This is a genomic window from Flavobacterium sp. MDT1-60, from assembly GCF_014844035.1.
Classification (GTDB): Bacteria; Bacteroidota; Bacteroidia; order Flavobacteriales; family Flavobacteriaceae; genus Flavobacterium.
The window spans coordinates 2,174,814-2,193,438 of record NZ_CP062159.1 but is presented as its reverse complement, the minus strand read 5'-3'; the positions used below and the strand labels follow the sequence as shown (position 1 = coordinate 2,193,438).

The following is an 18,625-nucleotide window of genomic DNA, read 5'->3' as shown; positions in this document are numbered from 1 at the left end:
GCATTTTAGAAAACTTTTTTCTTATCCCTTCTTCAAAATATTCCCCAAACCTCTACCAATCTGTTCAATCGCTTCAAGGCCTTTGGTTAATGGCGTTGCGGTAAAATCTTCATAAGCATCCATAGAAGTTACTTTGTTATCATCTTGCGGGTACACCAAAATCAGGTTATTTTCATTAAATGATTTTTCAAATTTTTGAGGTAATTTATCAAAAATCGATTGGTATGAAACCGAACCTTTTCGCGATAAGTTGAAAACAATCAAATCGGTTGGTTTGATTTCATCTGAAATAGCTTCAAAATCATCCCAATCCAAAATACTTTTAAATCCTAATTTCGCGTTCAGTTTTAAATTATTAACAATTTGTTGAATGGTTTGATGCGTTTTATATTCGGCATAAATTACAATCGGAACACTTAATTCTTGCGACAGTCGGCAAATTTTTTGAAGTAAAAGTTGAAATCCGGCTCCTCTTTCAGAAAAAGGCGGACAAATAAAAACCAATCTTTTTTCTTCAATAAATGTTTTTTCGAAACGACAAATGAATAAACTTTTATCAACGTTATTGATAATTGAATCTACGTTTTCTCCAAAAATTTTATCTAAGAAACCTGTTTTTCTTGGCCAGCCAACAATCACAATATCCGACATGATTTCTTTTGAAGTTCTGGCAATTCCACTGGCAGGATTATGGTCAATTCTGGCAATTGTGTTGATTTTTACTTCTGAGGCTGAACCCTGAATTACAAATTTATCAACTGCTTTTCGGTATCTTAAAATATTCTTTTCAGCCTGGTCATTATTCGGAACAATCGTCAATAAAGTAATCGGATTTGACGATTTTTTATCTTTTATCAAAAGTGCAAAATCTAATAAACTTGCTGTCGCAGAAGTTTTTGCTAATGGGATCAAAATATGCTCGTCTAAAATCTGATCTTTATGCGCATCTTCATGAGAAATCTCTTCTTCGCAGATTGCAATTTTTTTTGCTGCTTTTTCTGTAGCAAAAGAAGCCACGATACAGGTAATCAATATTAAAATAATGGTTCCGTTTAAGATATTTTCATCCAGGATTTCGGCTTTATATCCAACTAAAATTACGGCCAAAGTTGCTGCGGCATGCGCACTGCTTAATCCAAAAATTAGTTGTCTTTCGGTCTTGGTATATTTAAAAACAATTTGCGTAAAAAACGCTGCAATCCATTTTCCAAAAATAGCCACTACACTCAATGTCCCGGCTACAATTAAGGCTGTTGGTCCGCTTAAAATTACGCTGATATCAACCAGCATTCCCACAGAAATAAGGAAAAACGGAATGAATAATGAGTTTCCAATAAACTCAATTCGGTTCATTAATGCTGATGATTGCGGAATCAAAGGATTCAATGCCAAACCAGCAACGAAAGCGCCGATAATAGGCTCTACTCCTGCTACTTCGGCTAAAAATGCCGCAAAGAAAACGACAGAAAGAACAAAAATATAATGGGCGTGTTTCTCACTTTCCAATTTCTTAAAAAACCATTTTGCAACTCTCGGAATTACTAAAAACATGATCGCAGAAAAAATTGCTAATGAAATGGTTAGTTTTATCCAGAAAGCCTGATTCAGATTTCCCTGACTGCTTCCCATAATTACGGCCAAAATTATCAGAACCGCGGTATCTGTCAAAATAGTTCCTCCAACAGTAATTGCAACTGCCTGATTTTTGGCAATTCCGAGTTTACTAACAATTGGGTATGCCACCAACGTGTGTGTCGCAAACATACTCGCCGTTAAAAAACTGGCATTAAAATCATAATTTAAGAGATAAAAACAAACCGGAAAACCAATCGTTAATGGGAAAATAAAAGTAAAAAACCCGAATAATAAACTTTTATTCCTGTTGGCTTTAAACTCATTCATATCGAGTTCTAAACCGGCAATAAACATGATGTAAAGAAGTCCAATTGTAGAAAATAAATCTACCGCTGAATTTTTGGCCAAAATATTAAGTCCGTGAGGGCCAATAATAACACCCGAAATAATCAAACCAATGATTCCCGGAATATTAATTTTTTTCAGTAAAATTGGCGATAATAAAATGATGAAAAGTATTAATGAAAAAATCAATACCGGATTGTTAAGTGGCAATTCGAACTCTTGTAATAAATTCCTGAAAAATTCTATCATAATGTGGTTTTAGCTCCTGGTATATCAATTGTCCTAAAAAGACATTTTTAGCATTCAGACAAAATACCCAAAGTTTGCAGTTTATTTCGATTATTAAAAAACTAAAAAGATCAGTTTCTTCTAGTAATAGCTATTTACAAAAATACCTAAAAAAATCCCGAACTTTTTACGAAAGCCCTATATTAACTAATTAAATTTACTTCTTTGCCAAATTATTAATATTTAATATTTATTTTAACAAAACCGCAAGATTTCTAATTGAAATTAAAACATCATTGCATTATTCAATTATCTTTGTCTTAATAAAAATTGAACAATGGAAGAATGTATCTCTGTTTTTGATATGCTTAAAATTGGCGTTGGTCCTTCAAGCTCACATACTTTGGGGCCATGGCGCGCTGCTGAACGTTTTTTAGAAGAGTTAAAAAACGAATCTATTTTAGAACAAGTTACCAGAGTTAAAGTTGATTTATATGGTTCACTTTCACTGACAGGAAAAGGTCATGCTACTGATTTGGCCGTAATGCTAGGTCTGAGCGGACAAGATCCGGAATATATTCCGGTAGACAATATTGCCGGAATTATCAAAACGATTGAAACCAAAAATGAAATCAATTTAGGTAATCAGCTTACGATTCCGTTTTACTTTCTTCAGGATATTGTTTTCAATAAAGAATTTCTTCCTTTTCATGCCAATGGGCTAAAATTCACAGCATACAAAGCAGATAATTCTGAATATGAATCTACTTTTTATTCTATTGGAGGTGGTTTTGTCGTTAAGGAAGAACGTATCAATGCCAAAATAAAAGAAGAGATTAAATGTGCTTTTCCGTTTCCCATTCAAAATGCGGTGGAGCTTTTAAATTATACGATTTCAGAAAATAAATTGATCTCAGAGATTGTTTATGAAAATGAAAAATCGATGCGTCCTGAAGAAGAAATTCACTCTGAATTAATGCGCATCTGGAATACAATGTTAGAATGTATGTATATTGGCTGTCATACAGGAGGAATTCTTCCCGGCGGTTTAAATGTTCGCAGAAGAGCTTTTGACATGCATCAGAATTTAATTGGATTATCTAATTACTCCGATCCTCAATCCTGGTTGGAAGAAATCAGAAAAACGGAGGTTAAATTTCGCCAAATCTTAAAATGGGTAAGTTGTTTTGCACTTGCCGTGAATGAAGTAAATGCCTCTTTAGGCCGTGTTGTTACAGCACCAACTAACGGAAGCGCTGGTGTAATTCCGGCTGTTTTAATGTATTATTTGGTGATTGAAAACCATAATGCGGGCGAAAAAGAAATCAAACAATTTTTAATGGTTGCCGGAGAAATTGGAAGTATCTTCAAAAAAGGATCTACCATTTCAGCAGCAATGGGTGGTTGTCAAGCCGAAATTGGCGTTTCGTCATCAATGGCTGCAGCAGCACTTTGCGAATTAATGGGCGGAACTCCTGCGCAGGTTTTAATGGCGGCAGAAATTGCCATGGAACATCATTTAGGACTTACCTGCGATCCAATTGGTGGTTTGGTTCAGATTCCGTGTATCGAAAGAAATACTATGGGTGCCATAAAGGCTATAAATGCAGCCGAATTGGCCTTAGAAACCGACTCTAAAAATGCAAAAGTTCCTTTAGACAAAGTGATTAATACGATGTGGCAAACCGCAAAAGATATGAATTCTAAATACAAAGAAACTTCTGAAGGAGGATTGGCAATTGCTGTAAATATGGCCGATTGTTAAAATTCGAAAATAATTATTGCCACATATTAAAAGATTAGCACAGATTAAAAATCCTTTTCAATCTTTTAATCTGTGGCAAAAACTAAAATACTTCATGAAAAAAATCTACTTTCTAATTGCCTTATTCTCTTCGGTCTTATTGCATTCACAAGAACGCTATTTTCTAAATTCAGATACCAGACTTTATACAGCTGCAAATACTTCCGCAGCTTTTTTGGGTTACTTTAAATATGGTGCTGAAGTTCGATTATTATCCGAAAGTAAAAATGGCTGGTATAAAGTACAAGCTGATAATTTTAATGAAGGATTTATTGAAGAAAAATTCGTTACAACAAGATTAAATGCAAAAGACATAAAAGTTAAAGACAATGAAAATCCTATTATTGAAGGCGGTGATGCCTATTATGGAGGCAATCATTTATTTGTTCTTGTTGCAAGTTTAAAAGCACGAGCCCTGCCTGATAAAAACTCAAAAATTAAAGAAATTCTTTATACCGGCGATCCCGTTGCTGTTAATTATCTTCCGAAAAACCAGGAAGACTGGGTAAATGTAAATGGCAATTTTACTGAAGAAGAGGCAAAATATACTTTACGAAAATTTATTGGTATAAGACCCAATTTTGATGCTTTAGTAAAAGAATTTGATAAACTTGATGTTAATGCCATGGCGGATCGAAAAACGGTCAGCGAAAGAATGGTAGAATTGGCATGGAACAGCGATTACGCTAAATTAGCTCCTGCTTATCAGCGCTATTACGAAGTTGTCAAACAATTAAACGATCCAAAACTTATTACTGAAACCGACTTAAATATGGCTATTGCCAAAGGTTTAGCAAAGCATAAACTACCCGAAGAAATTGTTGCCTTTACTCAAAAAGCCGAATTTGTTTTAAAAGGAACCAAAACCAAATCGCTTTTTTTAACACAAAAAGATTTAGTAAAAACATTTGGACAGCCTTCTAAAAAAGCAAACATTGGAGACGAATGCGGTGTGTATTTAAGTGACTTGTTTTATTATTACCCGGATCTGGAAACTTCTGTTGAAGAAAAGAAAAATCAGGCAGAAATCGTCAAAGTTTATATCAATGAAAACAACAAATTCATCATAAACGCAAATTCGGTTTTAGATAATTCTGTGTCCGAAAAAGCTTTCATTGAAAAATATGGTGCCTATATCGAGGCTTCTATAAAGTCACCGCATAATTATTCTATCCTTGTGGAAGACAGTCAATTTAAAATAGAATTTAAAAACGGTAAGCTTTTCAGCATTGAAATATTCTTCTATTGCTGATTCTCAAGTTACAATTATTCAATACTTTTACATTATCAAAAAAAAATAAACAAAAAACAAAATGTCAGTAGCTAAAAAAGATTATAAAAGAATAACTACAAAATCGCTAATCGAAATGAAAAGTAACGGAGAAAAAATCTCTATGCTTACTGCTTACGATTTTACGATGGCAAAAATTGTTGATACTGCAGGAATCGATGTGATTTTAGTAGGTGATTCGGCATCAAATGTTATGGCGGGACATGAAACGACTTTGCCAATTACTTTAGACCAAATGATCTATCATGCTTCATCTGTAGTTCGTGCAATTGAAAGAGCTTTGGTTGTAGTTGATTTGCCTTTCGGAAGCTACCAGTCTGATCCAAAAGAAGCTTTACGATCTGCGATCAGAATCATGAAAGAAAGCGGCGGACATGCAGTAAAGCTCGAAGGTGGAAAAGAAATTAAAGAATCGATCAAAAAAATATTAAACGCCGGAATTCCAGTAATGGGACACTTGGGTTTAACACCACAATCTATTTATAAATTCGGAACTTACAGCGTTCGCGCCAAAGAAGACGAAGAAGCCGAAAAATTGATTGAAGATGCAAAAATGCTTGAAAAAGTAGGTTGTTTTGCTGTAGTTTTAGAAAAAATCCCAGCTGATTTAGCTGAAAAAGTAGCCAAAAGTATTTCGATTCCGGTTATTGGGATTGGTGCGGGAGGTGGCGTTGACGGTCAGGTTTTAGTAATTCATGACATGCTTGGAATGAACAATGAATTTAGCCCGCGTTTCTTACGCCGCTACTTAAACTTATACCAGGAAATGACCTCAGCAATTGGTAAATATGTTGCTGATGTTAAGTCAAGTGATTTCCCGAATTCTAGTGAACAATATTAATCTAAGGCTCTAAGTTGCTAAGATTCTAAGGGACTAAGTTTTTTTTTTTAGGCAAATACATCCAAAGCAACAAAGGCAAAGGTTTCATGAATTGCCTCCGGCTTTAGCTGGGGGTATATTTTTTAAGCCCTATAGAGGGGCTTTAGCCAAACTTTTCCCAATCTAAATTTCACATCAAAATGAAAATTCTCTCCGACAAAAACAATCTCCAAATCCTGCACGAAGACAACCACATCATTGTGGTAAACAAGCGTGTGGGCGATATTGTACAGGGCGATAAAACAGGTGATAAACCTTTATCTGATGTTGTAAAAGAATACATTAAAGACAAATACAATAAACCTGGCGACGTGTTTCTGGGAGTGATTCATCGTTTAGACAGACCTACAACCGGAATTGTTGTTTTTGCCAGAACAAGCAAAGCTTTAACACGAATGAACGAAATGTTCAGTAATCGTGAAACACAAAAAACCTATTGGGCAGTTGTGAAGAATAAACCTCAGGAAACAACTGCCAAATTGGTTCATTTTTTAAAAAGAAATGAAAAAAATAACACTTCAAAAGCACATTTAAAAGAAGTTCCGGATAGTAAAATTGCCAGTTTAGATTATACTGTTTTTAAAGAACTTCAGAATTATGTTGCTTTAGAAATTAATCTTCATACGGGTCGTCATCATCAAATTCGTGCGCAATTGTCTGCTATTGGTTCTCCGATTAAAGGAGATTTAAAATATGGTTTTGACCGAAGCAATCCTGACGGAGGAATCCATCTTCACGCCAGAAAACTGGTTTTTGTTCATCCTGTTTCTAAAGAAAATATTACGATAGTCGCACCAACACCTGATGAAACCATTTGGAATGCCCTATGATTTTATGATTTATTTGTTATTTTTTTAATTTTTATCAATTAACTTGCATAGAGAAAAAACAAGTTGATCAGAAAAATGGACTATAAAAACGACATCGGATATAGAAAAGAAACGCTCAAAAAGTTATTGTATAATATACAAAAAAGCGAAGATTTAATTGTAAAAGCTTTATACGATGATTTTAAAAAGCCGGAATTCGAAGCCGTTCTAACAGAAACAAATTACGTTATTTCTGATCTGAAAGACACCATCAAAAACATTCATAAATGGGCAAGACGCAAACGTGTTTTTCCATCGATTCTCAACTTCCCTTCCATCGATTATATTTACAAAGAACCTTATGGAAAAGTTTTGGTAATTGCTCCTTGGAATTATCCTTTTCAACTGGCTTTATGCCCTCTTATTGCAGCGGTTGCAGCAGGAAACAGAGTCATTTTAAAACCATCTGAACTTACTCCAAATACATCAGCAATTATTTCAAAAATTATTGAAAAGACATTTCATATCAATCATGTTGAAGTTTTTGAAGGCGGTGTTGAAATCTCTAATAAATTACTGGCTCAGCGTTGGGATTATATTTTCTTTACCGGAAGCGTTGCTGTCGGTAAAATTGTCGCCAGGGCAGCAGCAGAAAATCTAACTCCGGTAACTCTTGAGTTAGGAGGAAAAAACCCATGTATTATTGACGAAACGGCTAATTTAAAATTGGCCGCAAAACGAATTGTCTGGGGAAAATTCATCAATGCCGGACAAACTTGTATCGCTCCCGATTATATTCTGATCCAAAAAAACATGAAAGTCAATTTTATTACTTTTTTGATCGAAGAAATTATAAAAGCTTATGGTAAAAAAATGGAAAAATCTCCTGATTTTGCCCGTATCATCAACACTAAAAACTTTCTTCGGCTAGACAGCATGATCGAACGTGAAAAAGTGATTTTTGGAGGAGAAACGGATGCTAACAAACTATTCATTTCACCCACATTAATTGAAGAACCATCTCTTGATAGTCCTGTAATGAAAGAAGAGATTTTTGGTCCAATTTTACCTATTCTTACTTATGAAACAGAAACAGAAATTCAGAACGTCATAAGTAAATATGAAAAACCTCTTGCTTTTTATATTTTTAGCGAAAATCATTCTTTTGCTAAAAAGCTAATTGAAAATTACTCTTTTGGAGGCGGTTGCATTAATGATACTGTTGTTCATTTTTCAAATAAAAGATTACCTTTTGGAGGTGTCGGCCATAGCGGAATTGGTGCTTATCACGGCCAATTAAGTTTTGATATTTTCTCTCATCATAAAGCGATTGTTAAAAAAGGAAACTGGTTAGATCTGCCTATGCGATATGCTCCTTATAAAGATAAATTAACGTCTATCAAACGATTATTAGACTGGATGTAAACAGGTAGAAATCAACTTATGTATATTTTGTAGATTTTCATATGTAATTAATTAAATATATTATATTTACGTTTTAGTATTTAACCTAAATATAAAAGTATAAAGCAATTCTACCAGTAAAATGAAATCTACATCTGATCAAATCGAAGACATTAAAAATCATGGCTATTCCTTAGATTTTTCAACTGTTTTTAACCATGCATTCGAAAACTATAAAAAAATAGCACTTTATTCAGGGCTTATCATTTTAGTATTTTCATTCCTCTTTTTATTCGCATTTTTTAGTGTACTTGTTGCCTATTATGGTGTGGAAAGTATGAGTAAAGATTTTTTTGAGAATCTTGAAAATCAAAAATTATCCTATATCGAACAATTAATTTCTACACTGGGAATTTCACTTTTAAGCGGTGTTTTGGCTCCTTTTGGTGCCGGATTTCTAAAAATGGCAGATTGCGCTGATAAAGATGAGGAATTCAATGTTTCTACTATTTTTACTTATTACAAAGCGCCTTATTTTGCTCAGATATTCACAGCCACTTTCATTATCGCAGTCGTAGGAACTGCTATTTCAAATGTCCTCGAGAGTATTGGATTAGGACTTCTGGGAGGTGTCATTTCAATATCTATCAACTTTTTTACTTATTTAGTTATTCCGTTAATTGTTTTCGGAGATTTAAAAGCCTTAGATGCAATTAAATCAAGTATCATTGTTGTAAGTAAAAATCCATTATTAATTTTTGCTTTTTTCATTGTTGGCCTTATTGGAGCAATAGTGGGTGTATTTGCATGCTGCGTACCAATCTTGTTCACACTTGCTTTTAATACATCAATGAATTACGCGACTTATTATGGAATTTTTAATATGGATGAAGAAGATCCAATTGATGCGATAGGTCAATCGGATTTAGAATAAAACGAAGATTCTAAGTAAACAAAGAGCTTAACCTACTCTGTTTAGAAAATTCAAAATGCTATTTACTAAACCAAACATACCCAAACTACTATGGTAGCAAACTATAGTTTTTATAATTCATTGCTTTCAGGCATTACCCATTTTGGTAGTACCCTGAAAGCAGTTGTCACAAATTGGTATGTCTTTAATCCGGATATTATTTTTTATAACAATCCTAAACTTATTATTTTAGGGTTATCTCTTTTGGGTTTTTTAAGCATTCTGGTTTATCAGTTTTTCAGAATAAAGGCTAAAATTGGAAATTTCATTGAGAAAAAAAGAGAAAATGACACTGTCAATAAAGAGTACGAACTTTATGTTTTGTTTTTTGGAATTGCTATAATTTTAATTGAAATTATCAATGAAATTTTTAAAATAAGACCAGCCAGTTTATTAATTTCAAATGTTTCAATCGGCTCTATAGTTTTGGTTATCTATTTTCTTACAGATAAGGTCAAGTTTTTAAGAGAACGGGTTCAGCAAAACTTCATAATAGCCTTTTTTATTTACATGATCTATATTGGGAAAAATATTATTTATTTCCCTAATGATGTGGTACCCATTATCACTTTTTTGATCGCATTTTTCTTTTCCTATAACATATTAAAACCCATAAAAGTATATTGGTTTTTTGTTGGAATACTCTTTACTTACTTAACGATAACTATCGTTTTTAATTTAATTCCAATTAAATCGTCCATTTTACTAGTTAACTTTTCTATTTTAATTTTTATTATCAATCAGGTAAAATATGCCGTTTTATTAAATAACCGCGATAATTTTAGATTCACGAATGAAATTGTTCATAAAGGAAATTCTCTGACAATTGCTACAAATGAAAAAGGGGAATTACTTTTTTGCAGTGAAACAATTACTTCAATTTTAGGCTATCAGCCTGAGGATGTGAGGGGAATGGAATTTTGGAGACTTACTGAAGATCAGGAATTCAGCAAAGAAAATTATCAGAAAAACTACATTGATAATAAACTATACATCAGAAAATTAAAAAATAAAAGCGGAGAGTTTAAGTACATTCAGTGGAAGGATAAAAAATTCTCAGAAAATTTAATTATCAGTATTGGCCAGGATGTTACGGAACAAATAATTGTTCAGGACCAATATAAAAACCTTATTCAGACCGCTACAGATATTATTTTTGAAATAAGTGTTGATGGCTATTTTACGTTTATAAATGAATTTGGATTTTCGATTTTAGGATATGCTGAAAATGAAATCATTCTACAGCATTATTCTAATTTCATTCACGAAGATTATATTAAAAATGCAGTAGATTTTTACGAAAATCTGGAAAAAAACGGAAACAGTTACCCTACAATTGAAATCCCGATTATAAAGAAAGACGGAAGCGAGATATGGATCTCACAAAAAGTAATCGTACGTAAAAATGATCTGGACGAAATTATTGGTTTTGCCGGTATCGCCAGAGATATAACGGAGATGAAAAATATTGAAAATGAGAAAAAAAGACGTCTCGAAAAAATTGAAGCTTATAATAATTCGACCAAAAAATTATCGACAACAGATTTTCGTGAATATCATAATCTGCAAACGGTAATTGATTCTATTATAAAAGAAGCTGCAACAGTTTCAAAAGCAAACAGGGTAAGTTTCTGGAAGTTTACAGACGATGTAATTATTTGTAAAAATTTATTCAGTAGTGATGATCAAAACTTAAGTGATAAAAACATTCTGGACAAGGAATCGTATCCTATTTATTTTGAAACCTTAAAAAACAAAGCCATCATAAATGCTCCTGATGTTTTTGATAAATTAGAAACTTCTGAATTTCAGGAAATTTACTTTACAAAAAACAAAATAAAATCAATGCTTGATGTTCCTATTTTTTCAAATGGACAATTAGCCGGTGTTGTTTGTTTTGAAAGTACCGGAGAAAAAAGAGATTGGGACAATGAAGACATCAACTATGCAAGAACTATTTCTGATGTTATTTCGTTAGCTATTTCTTCTCAGATGCGACTTAAAGCGGAGAAAAAACTGGAACATAAAAGTGAACTGCTTTCGGCATTAGCCCTTTGTACAGAAAAGTTTCTATTGAGTAAAAGTTTGCAAAAGATGTTTCAGGAAACCTATGACATTATAGGAAAAGCTTCAAAAGTAGATCATATTTTTTATTATGAAAAAGATCTGGAAACCAATACTATTAGTCAGCAATACAAATGGTCAAGAGAAGGAATTGAGCATCAAATAACCACATTGCAAGTTTTTTCTGAAGAAAATTTAAAGGAAATTATTTCCCATTCTCAAAATAGAAAAGTTTTAAACACGCGAACCAGCGATCTCGAAGATACTTTTTTTAAAAAACTGTTAGTTAACAATAATATTAAATCGATATTAATTTTACCGCTGTTTACCAACAATATTTTTTCAGGTTTTATCGGATTTGATGATTGTACTAAAGAAAGAAAATGGACTGACGATGAAATTTATATTTTTCAGACGCTGGCCAATAATATTTCCTCGGCTTTGGACCGAAACAGAAATATAGCTAAAATTAAAGAAAGCGAAGACGCCATAAAAGCCAAAGAACTGGCAGAGGCAGCCAATAAATCTAAATCTGATTTTCTGGCCAACATGTCGCACGAAATTAGAACGCCTTTAAATGGAATAATCGGATTCACTCATTTATTAATGAAAACTAATCTTGAAGAAATTCAGGAAAAGTATATGACAACCATCAATCAATCGGCTCATTCCTTACTTGAAATCATCAATGACATTCTTGATTTTTCTAAGATTGAAGCGGGAAAACTGGAGCTTTTTATTGATTTATATGATGTTCAGAAAATACTCGGACAAATATTTGATCTGATTATTTACGAATCCAATCAAAAAAATCTTGAACTTGAATTAAATCTTGATCCATCTGTACCAAAATACATCTGGACAGATATTGTTCGTCTCAAACAAATTTTGATTAACCTTTTATCCAATGCAATTAAGTTTACAAATGAAGGTTCAATCAAACTTAATGTGACCGTTCTGGATAAAAAATCAGATGAAAATTATATCATTCGTTTCTCTGTAACTGATACCGGAATTGGAATATTGGAAAAAAATCAGAAAAAAATATTCAAGGCTTTCTCACAGGAAGATAGTTCAACAACGAGAAAGTTTGGTGGAACTGGTTTAGGGTTAACCATTTCGAATCAATTATTAGCTTTAATGGAAAGTCGTTTACAACTTAAGAGTAAAATAAACGAAGGCAGTAATTTTTATTTTGACCTGAATTTGAAAACTAGCCATAAAAGTATCAATGAAAAATTCAAGCAAATTTCAAAAAACAGAAATCCGGAATATGCTTTAAGTTACAATTCAAATCAGAAAAAAATAAGCATTTTGATTGTTGAAGATAACAAAGTAAATATGCTCCTGTTAAAAACGATTGTAAAGAACTTAAATATGAATTCTATTATTTTCGAATGCGAAAACGGTTATGAAGCCGTCAAACAAATCGAAAATATAAATCCAGATCTTGTTTTTATGGACATTCAGATGCCAATCATGAATGGTTATGAAGCGACAAAAGCAATCAGAATTACTGAAATTGGTCAACACATTCCAATAATCGCTGTCACTGCCGGAGCTGAAAAAGAAGAACGAAACAAATGTTTATCAGCCGGAATGAACGATTATATCTCAAAACCTATCATAAGAGGAACCGTTGAAGAAGCGATGCGAAAATGGCTAAAATAATTTGAAACTAAATTGTTTCTGTTAATGTGTAATTCCCAAAAAAAACATAAATTCGTATGAAAGAAAACTTAAAAAGCTTAAATAGAAAGATATGAAATGGTTAGGCAGAAGACAAAGTGATAATGTTGAAGACCGAAGAGGTGTTTCTGGAGGAAAAGTTGCCCTTGGAGGTGGAGTTATTGGTATAATCATTTTACTGCTGAATGTTTTTGGAGGTGAAACCGGCCAAACTGTAGGATCTGCATTAGAGCAAATGCAGGGTGGTCAGCAACAAACTGAAGCTGTAGCCCCATTAAGCAAGGAAGATGAAGAAATGGGGAATTTTGTTAGAGTAATCCTGGCAGACAACGAAGATATCTGGAGCAAAATATTTAAAGAACACGGTATGACGTATAAAAACCCAAAACTGGTACTTTTTAGAGGTTCTGTACAAACGGCTTGTGGTGGTGCATCATCTGCATCAGGACCTTTTTATTGTCCGGGTGATCAAAAGGTATATATGGATTTAGGCTTCTTTGAAGAGTTAAAAACTAAATTTGGCGCCAAGGGTGGCGACTTTGCTATTGCGTACGTTATCGCGCATGAAATTGGGCATCACGTACAGACATTACTTGGAACCTCAGCAAAGATGAGAGAAGCTCAGGAAGGGAAAAGTGAAGCCGAAGCGAATAAGCTTTCAGTAGCACTAGAATTGCAAGCTGACTTTTATGCCGGAGTATGGACGCATTATAATAAAGAAAATTTAGATACCGACGATATTGACGAAGCTTTAAGCGCTGCGAATGCTGTTGGTGATGACGCGATTCAGAGTAAAATGAGCGATCAGGTTGTTCCGGATTCGTTTACGCACGGAACATCAGAACAAAGAATGTACTGGTTTAAAAAAGGTTTCAAAACCGGTGATATTAAACAAGGAACTACATTTGAAGAAATTCGATAATTCACAAACCAAATATAATAACCAAATGTAAGCATGACTTAACCGTCATGCTTTTTTTTTGATAAATCAAAAAAAGTAAATTCCAATAAATAAATTCCAAATTCCAACTTTCCTCGTTCACGCTTTTGAAATAAAGATTTATTTAAAAGTAGTTTTAAAAATTTGGAATTTAAAATATTGGAATTTGTTTTTGTAATCAAAAACAAAAAAAGCCTTGAATTTCTTCAAGGCTTTAAATTTCTGGGTGGCTGACCGGGTTCGAACCGGCGACCCGCGGCACCACAAACCGCTACTCTAACCAGCTGAGCTACAACCACCATTTTGCTTAGCGGTTGCAAATATACAACTAATGTTTACTTCCGCAAATAAAAAAATGAAAAAATATTCATCTTTTTAAATCAAATCATCTAAGCTATTGACTGCCAAACATCTTTCAACAGTAAAACCTTCGGCAAAATCCTTCCCTACAAGTCTTCCTAAGTCCTTTGCACGGTAATTTAAGCTTTCAAAAAAGTTTTTACTTGTAATTGGTGTGGCAGGCTCTTTTGAATCTGGATCATAAAATTGTGTTTTATAAGCCGCAATTGCTTCTACCTTTTTGTCCTCAAAGCCCGTAATATCTACAACGAAATCTGGTTCGATGTTTTTCCACTGAATATAATGATAAACCACTTTCGGTCTCCAGGCTTCTAGTTTTTCACCATCAATTGAAGTCTCTATTTTCATCAATCCGGATAAAAAACAAGCATCAGAAACCAGCTTACTTCCTTTTCCGTGGTCAATATGACGGTCATCAATAGCGTTACATAATACAATCTCCGGTTTATATTTTCGAATCATTTTAATAACCTCTAACTGATGTTTTTCATCGTTTACAAAAAAACCGTCACGTAAACCTAAATTTTCACGAACCAAAACACCTAATATTTTTGCTGCAGCTTTCGCTTCTTCATCTCTGGTCTGAGCTGTTCCGCGTGTCCCTAATTCTCCTCGGGTTAAATCTACGATCCCCACTTTTTTACCCAGAGATACTTCTTTTAAAATTGTTCCGGCACAACCCAATTCTACATCGTCTGGGTGTGCGCCAAAGGCTAGTATATCTAATTTCATTTTTGTTTTGTTTCTGGTTTCAGGTTTCAGGTTCAGTCACAGTGCCAGTCACAGTTTTCAGTCACAGTATAACACTGAAAACTGTGACTGGCACTGAAAACTTTTCTCTAACAACTACTATTCTTTTTTATATTCAAAACTCTTTTCATCGTCATCGATTTATTGACGCTTTCCTCCCACTCTTTTTCAGGAATACTTTCTTTGATAATACCGCAACCCATGTACAAAATAGCTTTATTGTCCTTGATTTGCATGCTACGTAAATTTACGAATAAATCAGAACTATTGGCATTGCGTGCAAAACTACTATTCAATTCACCCAAATATCCAGTGTAAAAAGTTCTGTCGTAGTTTTCATTTTCAATTATAAATGCTTTTGCTTTTTTCTTTGGCAAACCGCAAACGGCTGGCGTCGGATGAAGTGTATCAATTACTTCCTCTAAAGTTGAATTATCATTCAAAACTCCGGAAATATCTGTTTTAATATGCCAGATTGATCCGGCCTTTATGCTGTAAGGTTCTGTAACCACAACTGAAGAAGCTACTTCACGCAATCTTTTTACAATAAAATCGGTTACGTATTGCTGTTCGTCTTTTTCTTTTTGCTGCCAGGAAATCTCTGTTTCTAAAGTTGCTTTCTGTGTTCCTGCCAAAGCTGTTGTTTCAAAAATATTTCCATTTGCTTTCAGTAATTGTTCTGGTGTTGCTCCCATCCAAAGCCCAATTTCCGGATGAAAAAAAACAGTATGCAAAAGTCGACGGATAAAGATGAATCAAACGCTTAAAAGTGACAACAAAATCGAAATCGATCAAATCAACTTTTTCACTTCTGGATAAAACCACTTTTTTGAACTCGTCGTTTTTAATGGCTTCAATTCCTCTGGAAACCAAATCCTCATATTGACTTTTAGCTTCCGGGTCAACAGATAAATCATCAATTTCGTTGAAACTAAAACCAACAAATGTTTGTTCGGCGCTAATAATTCTTGATTCTTCTTCCGGAATTATAAACAGCTGTTTTTCATCAAAAGAAGCAAAAACAAAACCTTTCTCACTATAATCTGTGACTTTGTATAAGGTATCATTCTGCTGCAAAAGCGCATAAATACTTGAGGAATTAGGTTTGGAATAGATTACAAAAGGCAATTTCTGCTCTTGGTGTTTTCTTATAGTGGAGAAAAAGTCGTTCATATTTTTATTCGGTTTTCTTTTTATCCAAAACCATATTAGTTAGTTTGCAAAGCGAAATTAAGTTTCCTGCTTCATCGGTAATTTTAATTTCCCACAAATGAATACTTCTTCCTTTATGAATAATTCGTGCCGTTCCGAAAACCCAGCCTTCGCGAATACTTTTTAAGTGATTTGCTGAAATTTCGATTCCGCGTACTTCCTGTTCTTTTGTATCGATAAAAAAGAATGATGCTGCGCTTCCAACACTTTCGGCCAAAGCCACTGAAGCTCCACCGTGCAGCAATCCCATAGGTTGATGAACACTTGGATTTACCGGCATCTTTGCAGTTAAAAAATCTTCTCCTGCATCTATATATTCAATTTTCAGCGTTTCCATCAAAGTGTTTTTAGAAAACTGATTGCAACGCTCTAATATTTGCTCTTTGGTATAATTCATTTAGAATAGGCTTTAAAATCGTAAAATTAAAGAAAAGATGAGATACAAATTAGAAAATCCAATTCTAATATTAAAAATCATTTATGAACCTGTCCCTTTTTTGCTATTTTTACAAAAACAATCAAAATCTGCTGGTAATTTTTTGCCACAGATTGCACAGATTCTCACAGATTAAATATGTACGCAAAGAGTAACGATCCTTTTAATCTGTGGCAAAAAACTAAACCAATTCAAATGCGTCAATACTTTGTCCTTTTCATTTTCGGCCTAATTCTGGCTTTCAGTTCATGCCGAACTGATTTTGATACTGTTGCAAGCACAGGAGATTTAAAGTTTTCAAAAGACACTGTTTACCTGGATACTGTTTTTAAAAATATCGGCTCGAGCACCTATCAACTGAAAGTATACAATAAAAGTAAAAACGATATTTCAATTCCGGTTATTCAACTCAAAAAAGGATTGAATTCGAAATACCGCATGACCGTTGATGGAATGACCGGAAACAATGGGAAAATTTTCAACAATGTTACGCTTTTAGCCAAGGATAGTTTGTATATTTTTGTAGAAACCACAGCTGATATTACAGATGCTAATCCAGCTGATTTTCTTTATACTGATGAAATCCAATTTGATAGTGGAGCAAATCTTCAACAAGTTGCTTTGGTCACTTTGATTCAGGATGCTGTTTTTTTATATCCGAAACAAAATCCGGATGGAACCAAGGAAAAAATTAAAATAGACGGTAAAGATGTTGATGGTTTTTATTTGGATGATAATGATGCTGTAAACGGAAATGAATTACTTTTCACAAAACAAAAACCTTACGTAATCTACGGATACGCAGGAGTTCCTGAAAATAAAACAGTTACTTTTGAAGCCGGAACACGCGTATACTTTCATGCAAACTCGGGACTTTTTGTTGACAAAAAAGCTTCATTAAAAATAAACGGAACTGCATCATCAACTGAAAAACTGGAAAAAGAAGTTATTTTTGAAGGCGACCGATTAGAATCGCTTTACGATGCTATTCCGGGACAATGGAATTCGGTTATTCTGGCTGACGGAAGTACAAATCATTCGATAAATCATTTAACACTTAAAAATGCTGTAATTGGTTTGTCTTTCAAAAATCAGGATGCCACAACTGTTTCCATTAAAAATACGCAGATTTACAATTGTGTTGAATATGGAATATTGGCTCAAAATGCTAAAATCACAGGAGAAAATATTGTAATCAATTATGCAGGATTAGCAAGTTTATCCTGTGTTTATGGGGGCAATTATAGTTTTACTCATTGTACTTTTAATAACAACTGGCAAAACAGTACGCACTTCGCAGTAAACATAAGTAATAGTTTAGCCAGCGCAACTCCGGAAACAAATCCGTTGACTCAGGCAACTTTCAACAACTGTATCATTTATGGTTCCAATACCAACGAATTCAATTTGAGTAAAAATGCCAATACCGCTTTTGTTTATCAATTGAATAATTGTTTGCTGAAATTCAATAGTTCAACTACAAATCCGGATTATCAATTTAAAACAGATGCTGTTCATTATAATCAGATTATTCTAAATGAGAATCCGAAGTTTTATAATGTTTCTCAAAATAAATTCAACATTGATAATACTTCTGCCGCTTTCGCGAAAGGAAATCAGACCTATATAATTCCGTTGGACATTTTAGGAATTACAAGAACGACTCCACCGGATTTGGGTGCTTATCAGAGTGCTGCTTTCCCTAAATAAAGGGAACTTGCCACGAAGGCACTAAGACACGAAGTTTTTTGTTTCACGCAGATTTAAGCAGAATTAGGCAGATTTTTTATAATCACTTTAATCTTCTAATCTGTGGCTATAAAAAACTTCGTGGCTTTGCGCCTTAGCGGCAGAAAAGCGACGCG

At 33.7% G+C, this 18,625-nt stretch carries 14 protein-coding genes and 1 tRNA gene; 9 read left to right on the top strand and 6 right to left on the bottom strand.

The features are described from left to right. Positions 1-21: 21 nt before the first annotated feature. Entirely contained in the window at positions 22-2,169 is a 2,148-nt protein-coding gene (locus tag IHE43_RS09480) for a cation:proton antiporter (protein WP_192187706.1), read from the bottom strand. Positions 2,170-2,485: 316 nt separating this feature from the next. Here IHE43_RS09480 and IHE43_RS09475 point away from each other — a divergent pair, with 316 nt between their 5' ends. From IHE43_RS09475 to IHE43_RS09440, 8 genes are all read left to right on the top strand, one after another. Further along, complete coding sequence (locus IHE43_RS09475) at positions 2,486-3,913, top strand: L-serine ammonia-lyase (RefSeq protein ID WP_192187705.1); 1,428 nt, start codon at positions 2,486-2,488, stop codon at positions 3,911-3,913. Between the two features lie 94 nt (positions 3,914-4,007). Next, on the top strand, positions 4,008-5,204 hold the full coding sequence (locus IHE43_RS09470; protein WP_192187704.1) for an SH3 domain-containing protein: 1,197 nt from the start codon (positions 4,008-4,010) through the stop codon (positions 5,202-5,204). Between the two features lie 61 nt (positions 5,205-5,265). Next, positions 5,266-6,084 (top strand): 3-methyl-2-oxobutanoate hydroxymethyltransferase, encoded by an 819-nt coding sequence (gene panB, locus IHE43_RS09465; protein WP_192187703.1) that lies wholly within the window; start codon positions 5,266-5,268, stop codon positions 6,082-6,084. Between the two features lie 179 nt (positions 6,085-6,263). Then, entirely contained in the window at positions 6,264-6,953 is a 690-nt protein-coding gene (locus tag IHE43_RS09460; RefSeq protein ID WP_192187702.1) for an RluA family pseudouridine synthase, read from the top strand. Between the two features lie 75 nt (positions 6,954-7,028). Then, positions 7,029-8,357 (top strand): aldehyde dehydrogenase, encoded by a 1,329-nt coding sequence (locus IHE43_RS09455; protein ID WP_192187701.1) that lies wholly within the window; start codon positions 7,029-7,031, stop codon positions 8,355-8,357. Between the two features lie 121 nt (positions 8,358-8,478). Beyond that, a complete protein-coding gene (locus IHE43_RS09450) occupies positions 8,479-9,270 on the top strand; it encodes a hypothetical protein (RefSeq protein ID WP_192187700.1) in 792 nt (263 codons plus the stop codon). Positions 9,271-9,360: 90 nt separating this feature from the next. Then, positions 9,361-13,044: a response regulator gene (locus IHE43_RS09445; protein ID WP_192187699.1), complete on the top strand. Its 3,684-nt coding sequence runs from the start codon at positions 9,361-9,363 to the stop codon at positions 13,042-13,044. A 91-nt stretch (positions 13,045-13,135) separates the two neighbouring features. Beyond that, positions 13,136-13,984 carry a neutral zinc metallopeptidase gene (locus IHE43_RS09440; protein ID WP_192187698.1) on the top strand — a complete coding sequence of 283 codons (849 nt, stop codon included), beginning with the start codon at positions 13,136-13,138 and terminating at the stop codon, positions 13,982-13,984. 243 nt (positions 13,985-14,227) lie between these two features. Here IHE43_RS09440 and IHE43_RS09435 read toward each other — a convergent pair. From IHE43_RS09435 to IHE43_RS09420, 5 genes are all read right to left on the bottom strand, one after another. Continuing rightward, a tRNA-His gene (locus IHE43_RS09435) sits at positions 14,228-14,301 on the bottom strand. Between the two features lie 76 nt (positions 14,302-14,377). After that, the gene (gene bshB1 / locus IHE43_RS09430) at positions 14,378-15,094 is read right to left on the bottom strand and encodes a bacillithiol biosynthesis deacetylase BshB1 (RefSeq protein ID WP_192187697.1); all 717 of its coding nucleotides are present in this window, start codon (positions 15,092-15,094) and stop codon (positions 14,378-14,380) included. Positions 15,095-15,201: 107 nt separating this feature from the next. Beyond that, the gene (locus IHE43_RS24030; protein ID WP_370526724.1) at positions 15,202-15,807 is read right to left on the bottom strand and encodes a chorismate-binding protein; all 606 of its coding nucleotides are present in this window, start codon (positions 15,805-15,807) and stop codon (positions 15,202-15,204) included. After that, positions 15,758-16,285: a hypothetical protein gene (locus IHE43_RS24025; RefSeq protein WP_370526723.1), complete on the bottom strand. Its 528-nt coding sequence runs from the start codon at positions 16,283-16,285 to the stop codon at positions 15,758-15,760. The genes IHE43_RS24030 and IHE43_RS24025 overlap by 50 nt, the downstream gene beginning before the upstream one ends. 4 nt (positions 16,286-16,289) lie before the next feature. Continuing rightward, positions 16,290-16,721, bottom strand: a complete 432-nt coding sequence (locus IHE43_RS09420; RefSeq protein WP_192187696.1) for a PaaI family thioesterase — start codon at positions 16,719-16,721, stop codon at positions 16,290-16,292. 234 nt (positions 16,722-16,955) lie between these two features. Between IHE43_RS09420 and IHE43_RS09415 the strand changes: the two genes are divergently transcribed. Further along, positions 16,956-18,470: a hypothetical protein gene (locus IHE43_RS09415; protein ID WP_192188190.1), complete on the top strand. Its 1,515-nt coding sequence runs from the start codon at positions 16,956-16,958 to the stop codon at positions 18,468-18,470. The last annotated feature ends 155 nt before the right edge of the window (positions 18,471-18,625 follow it).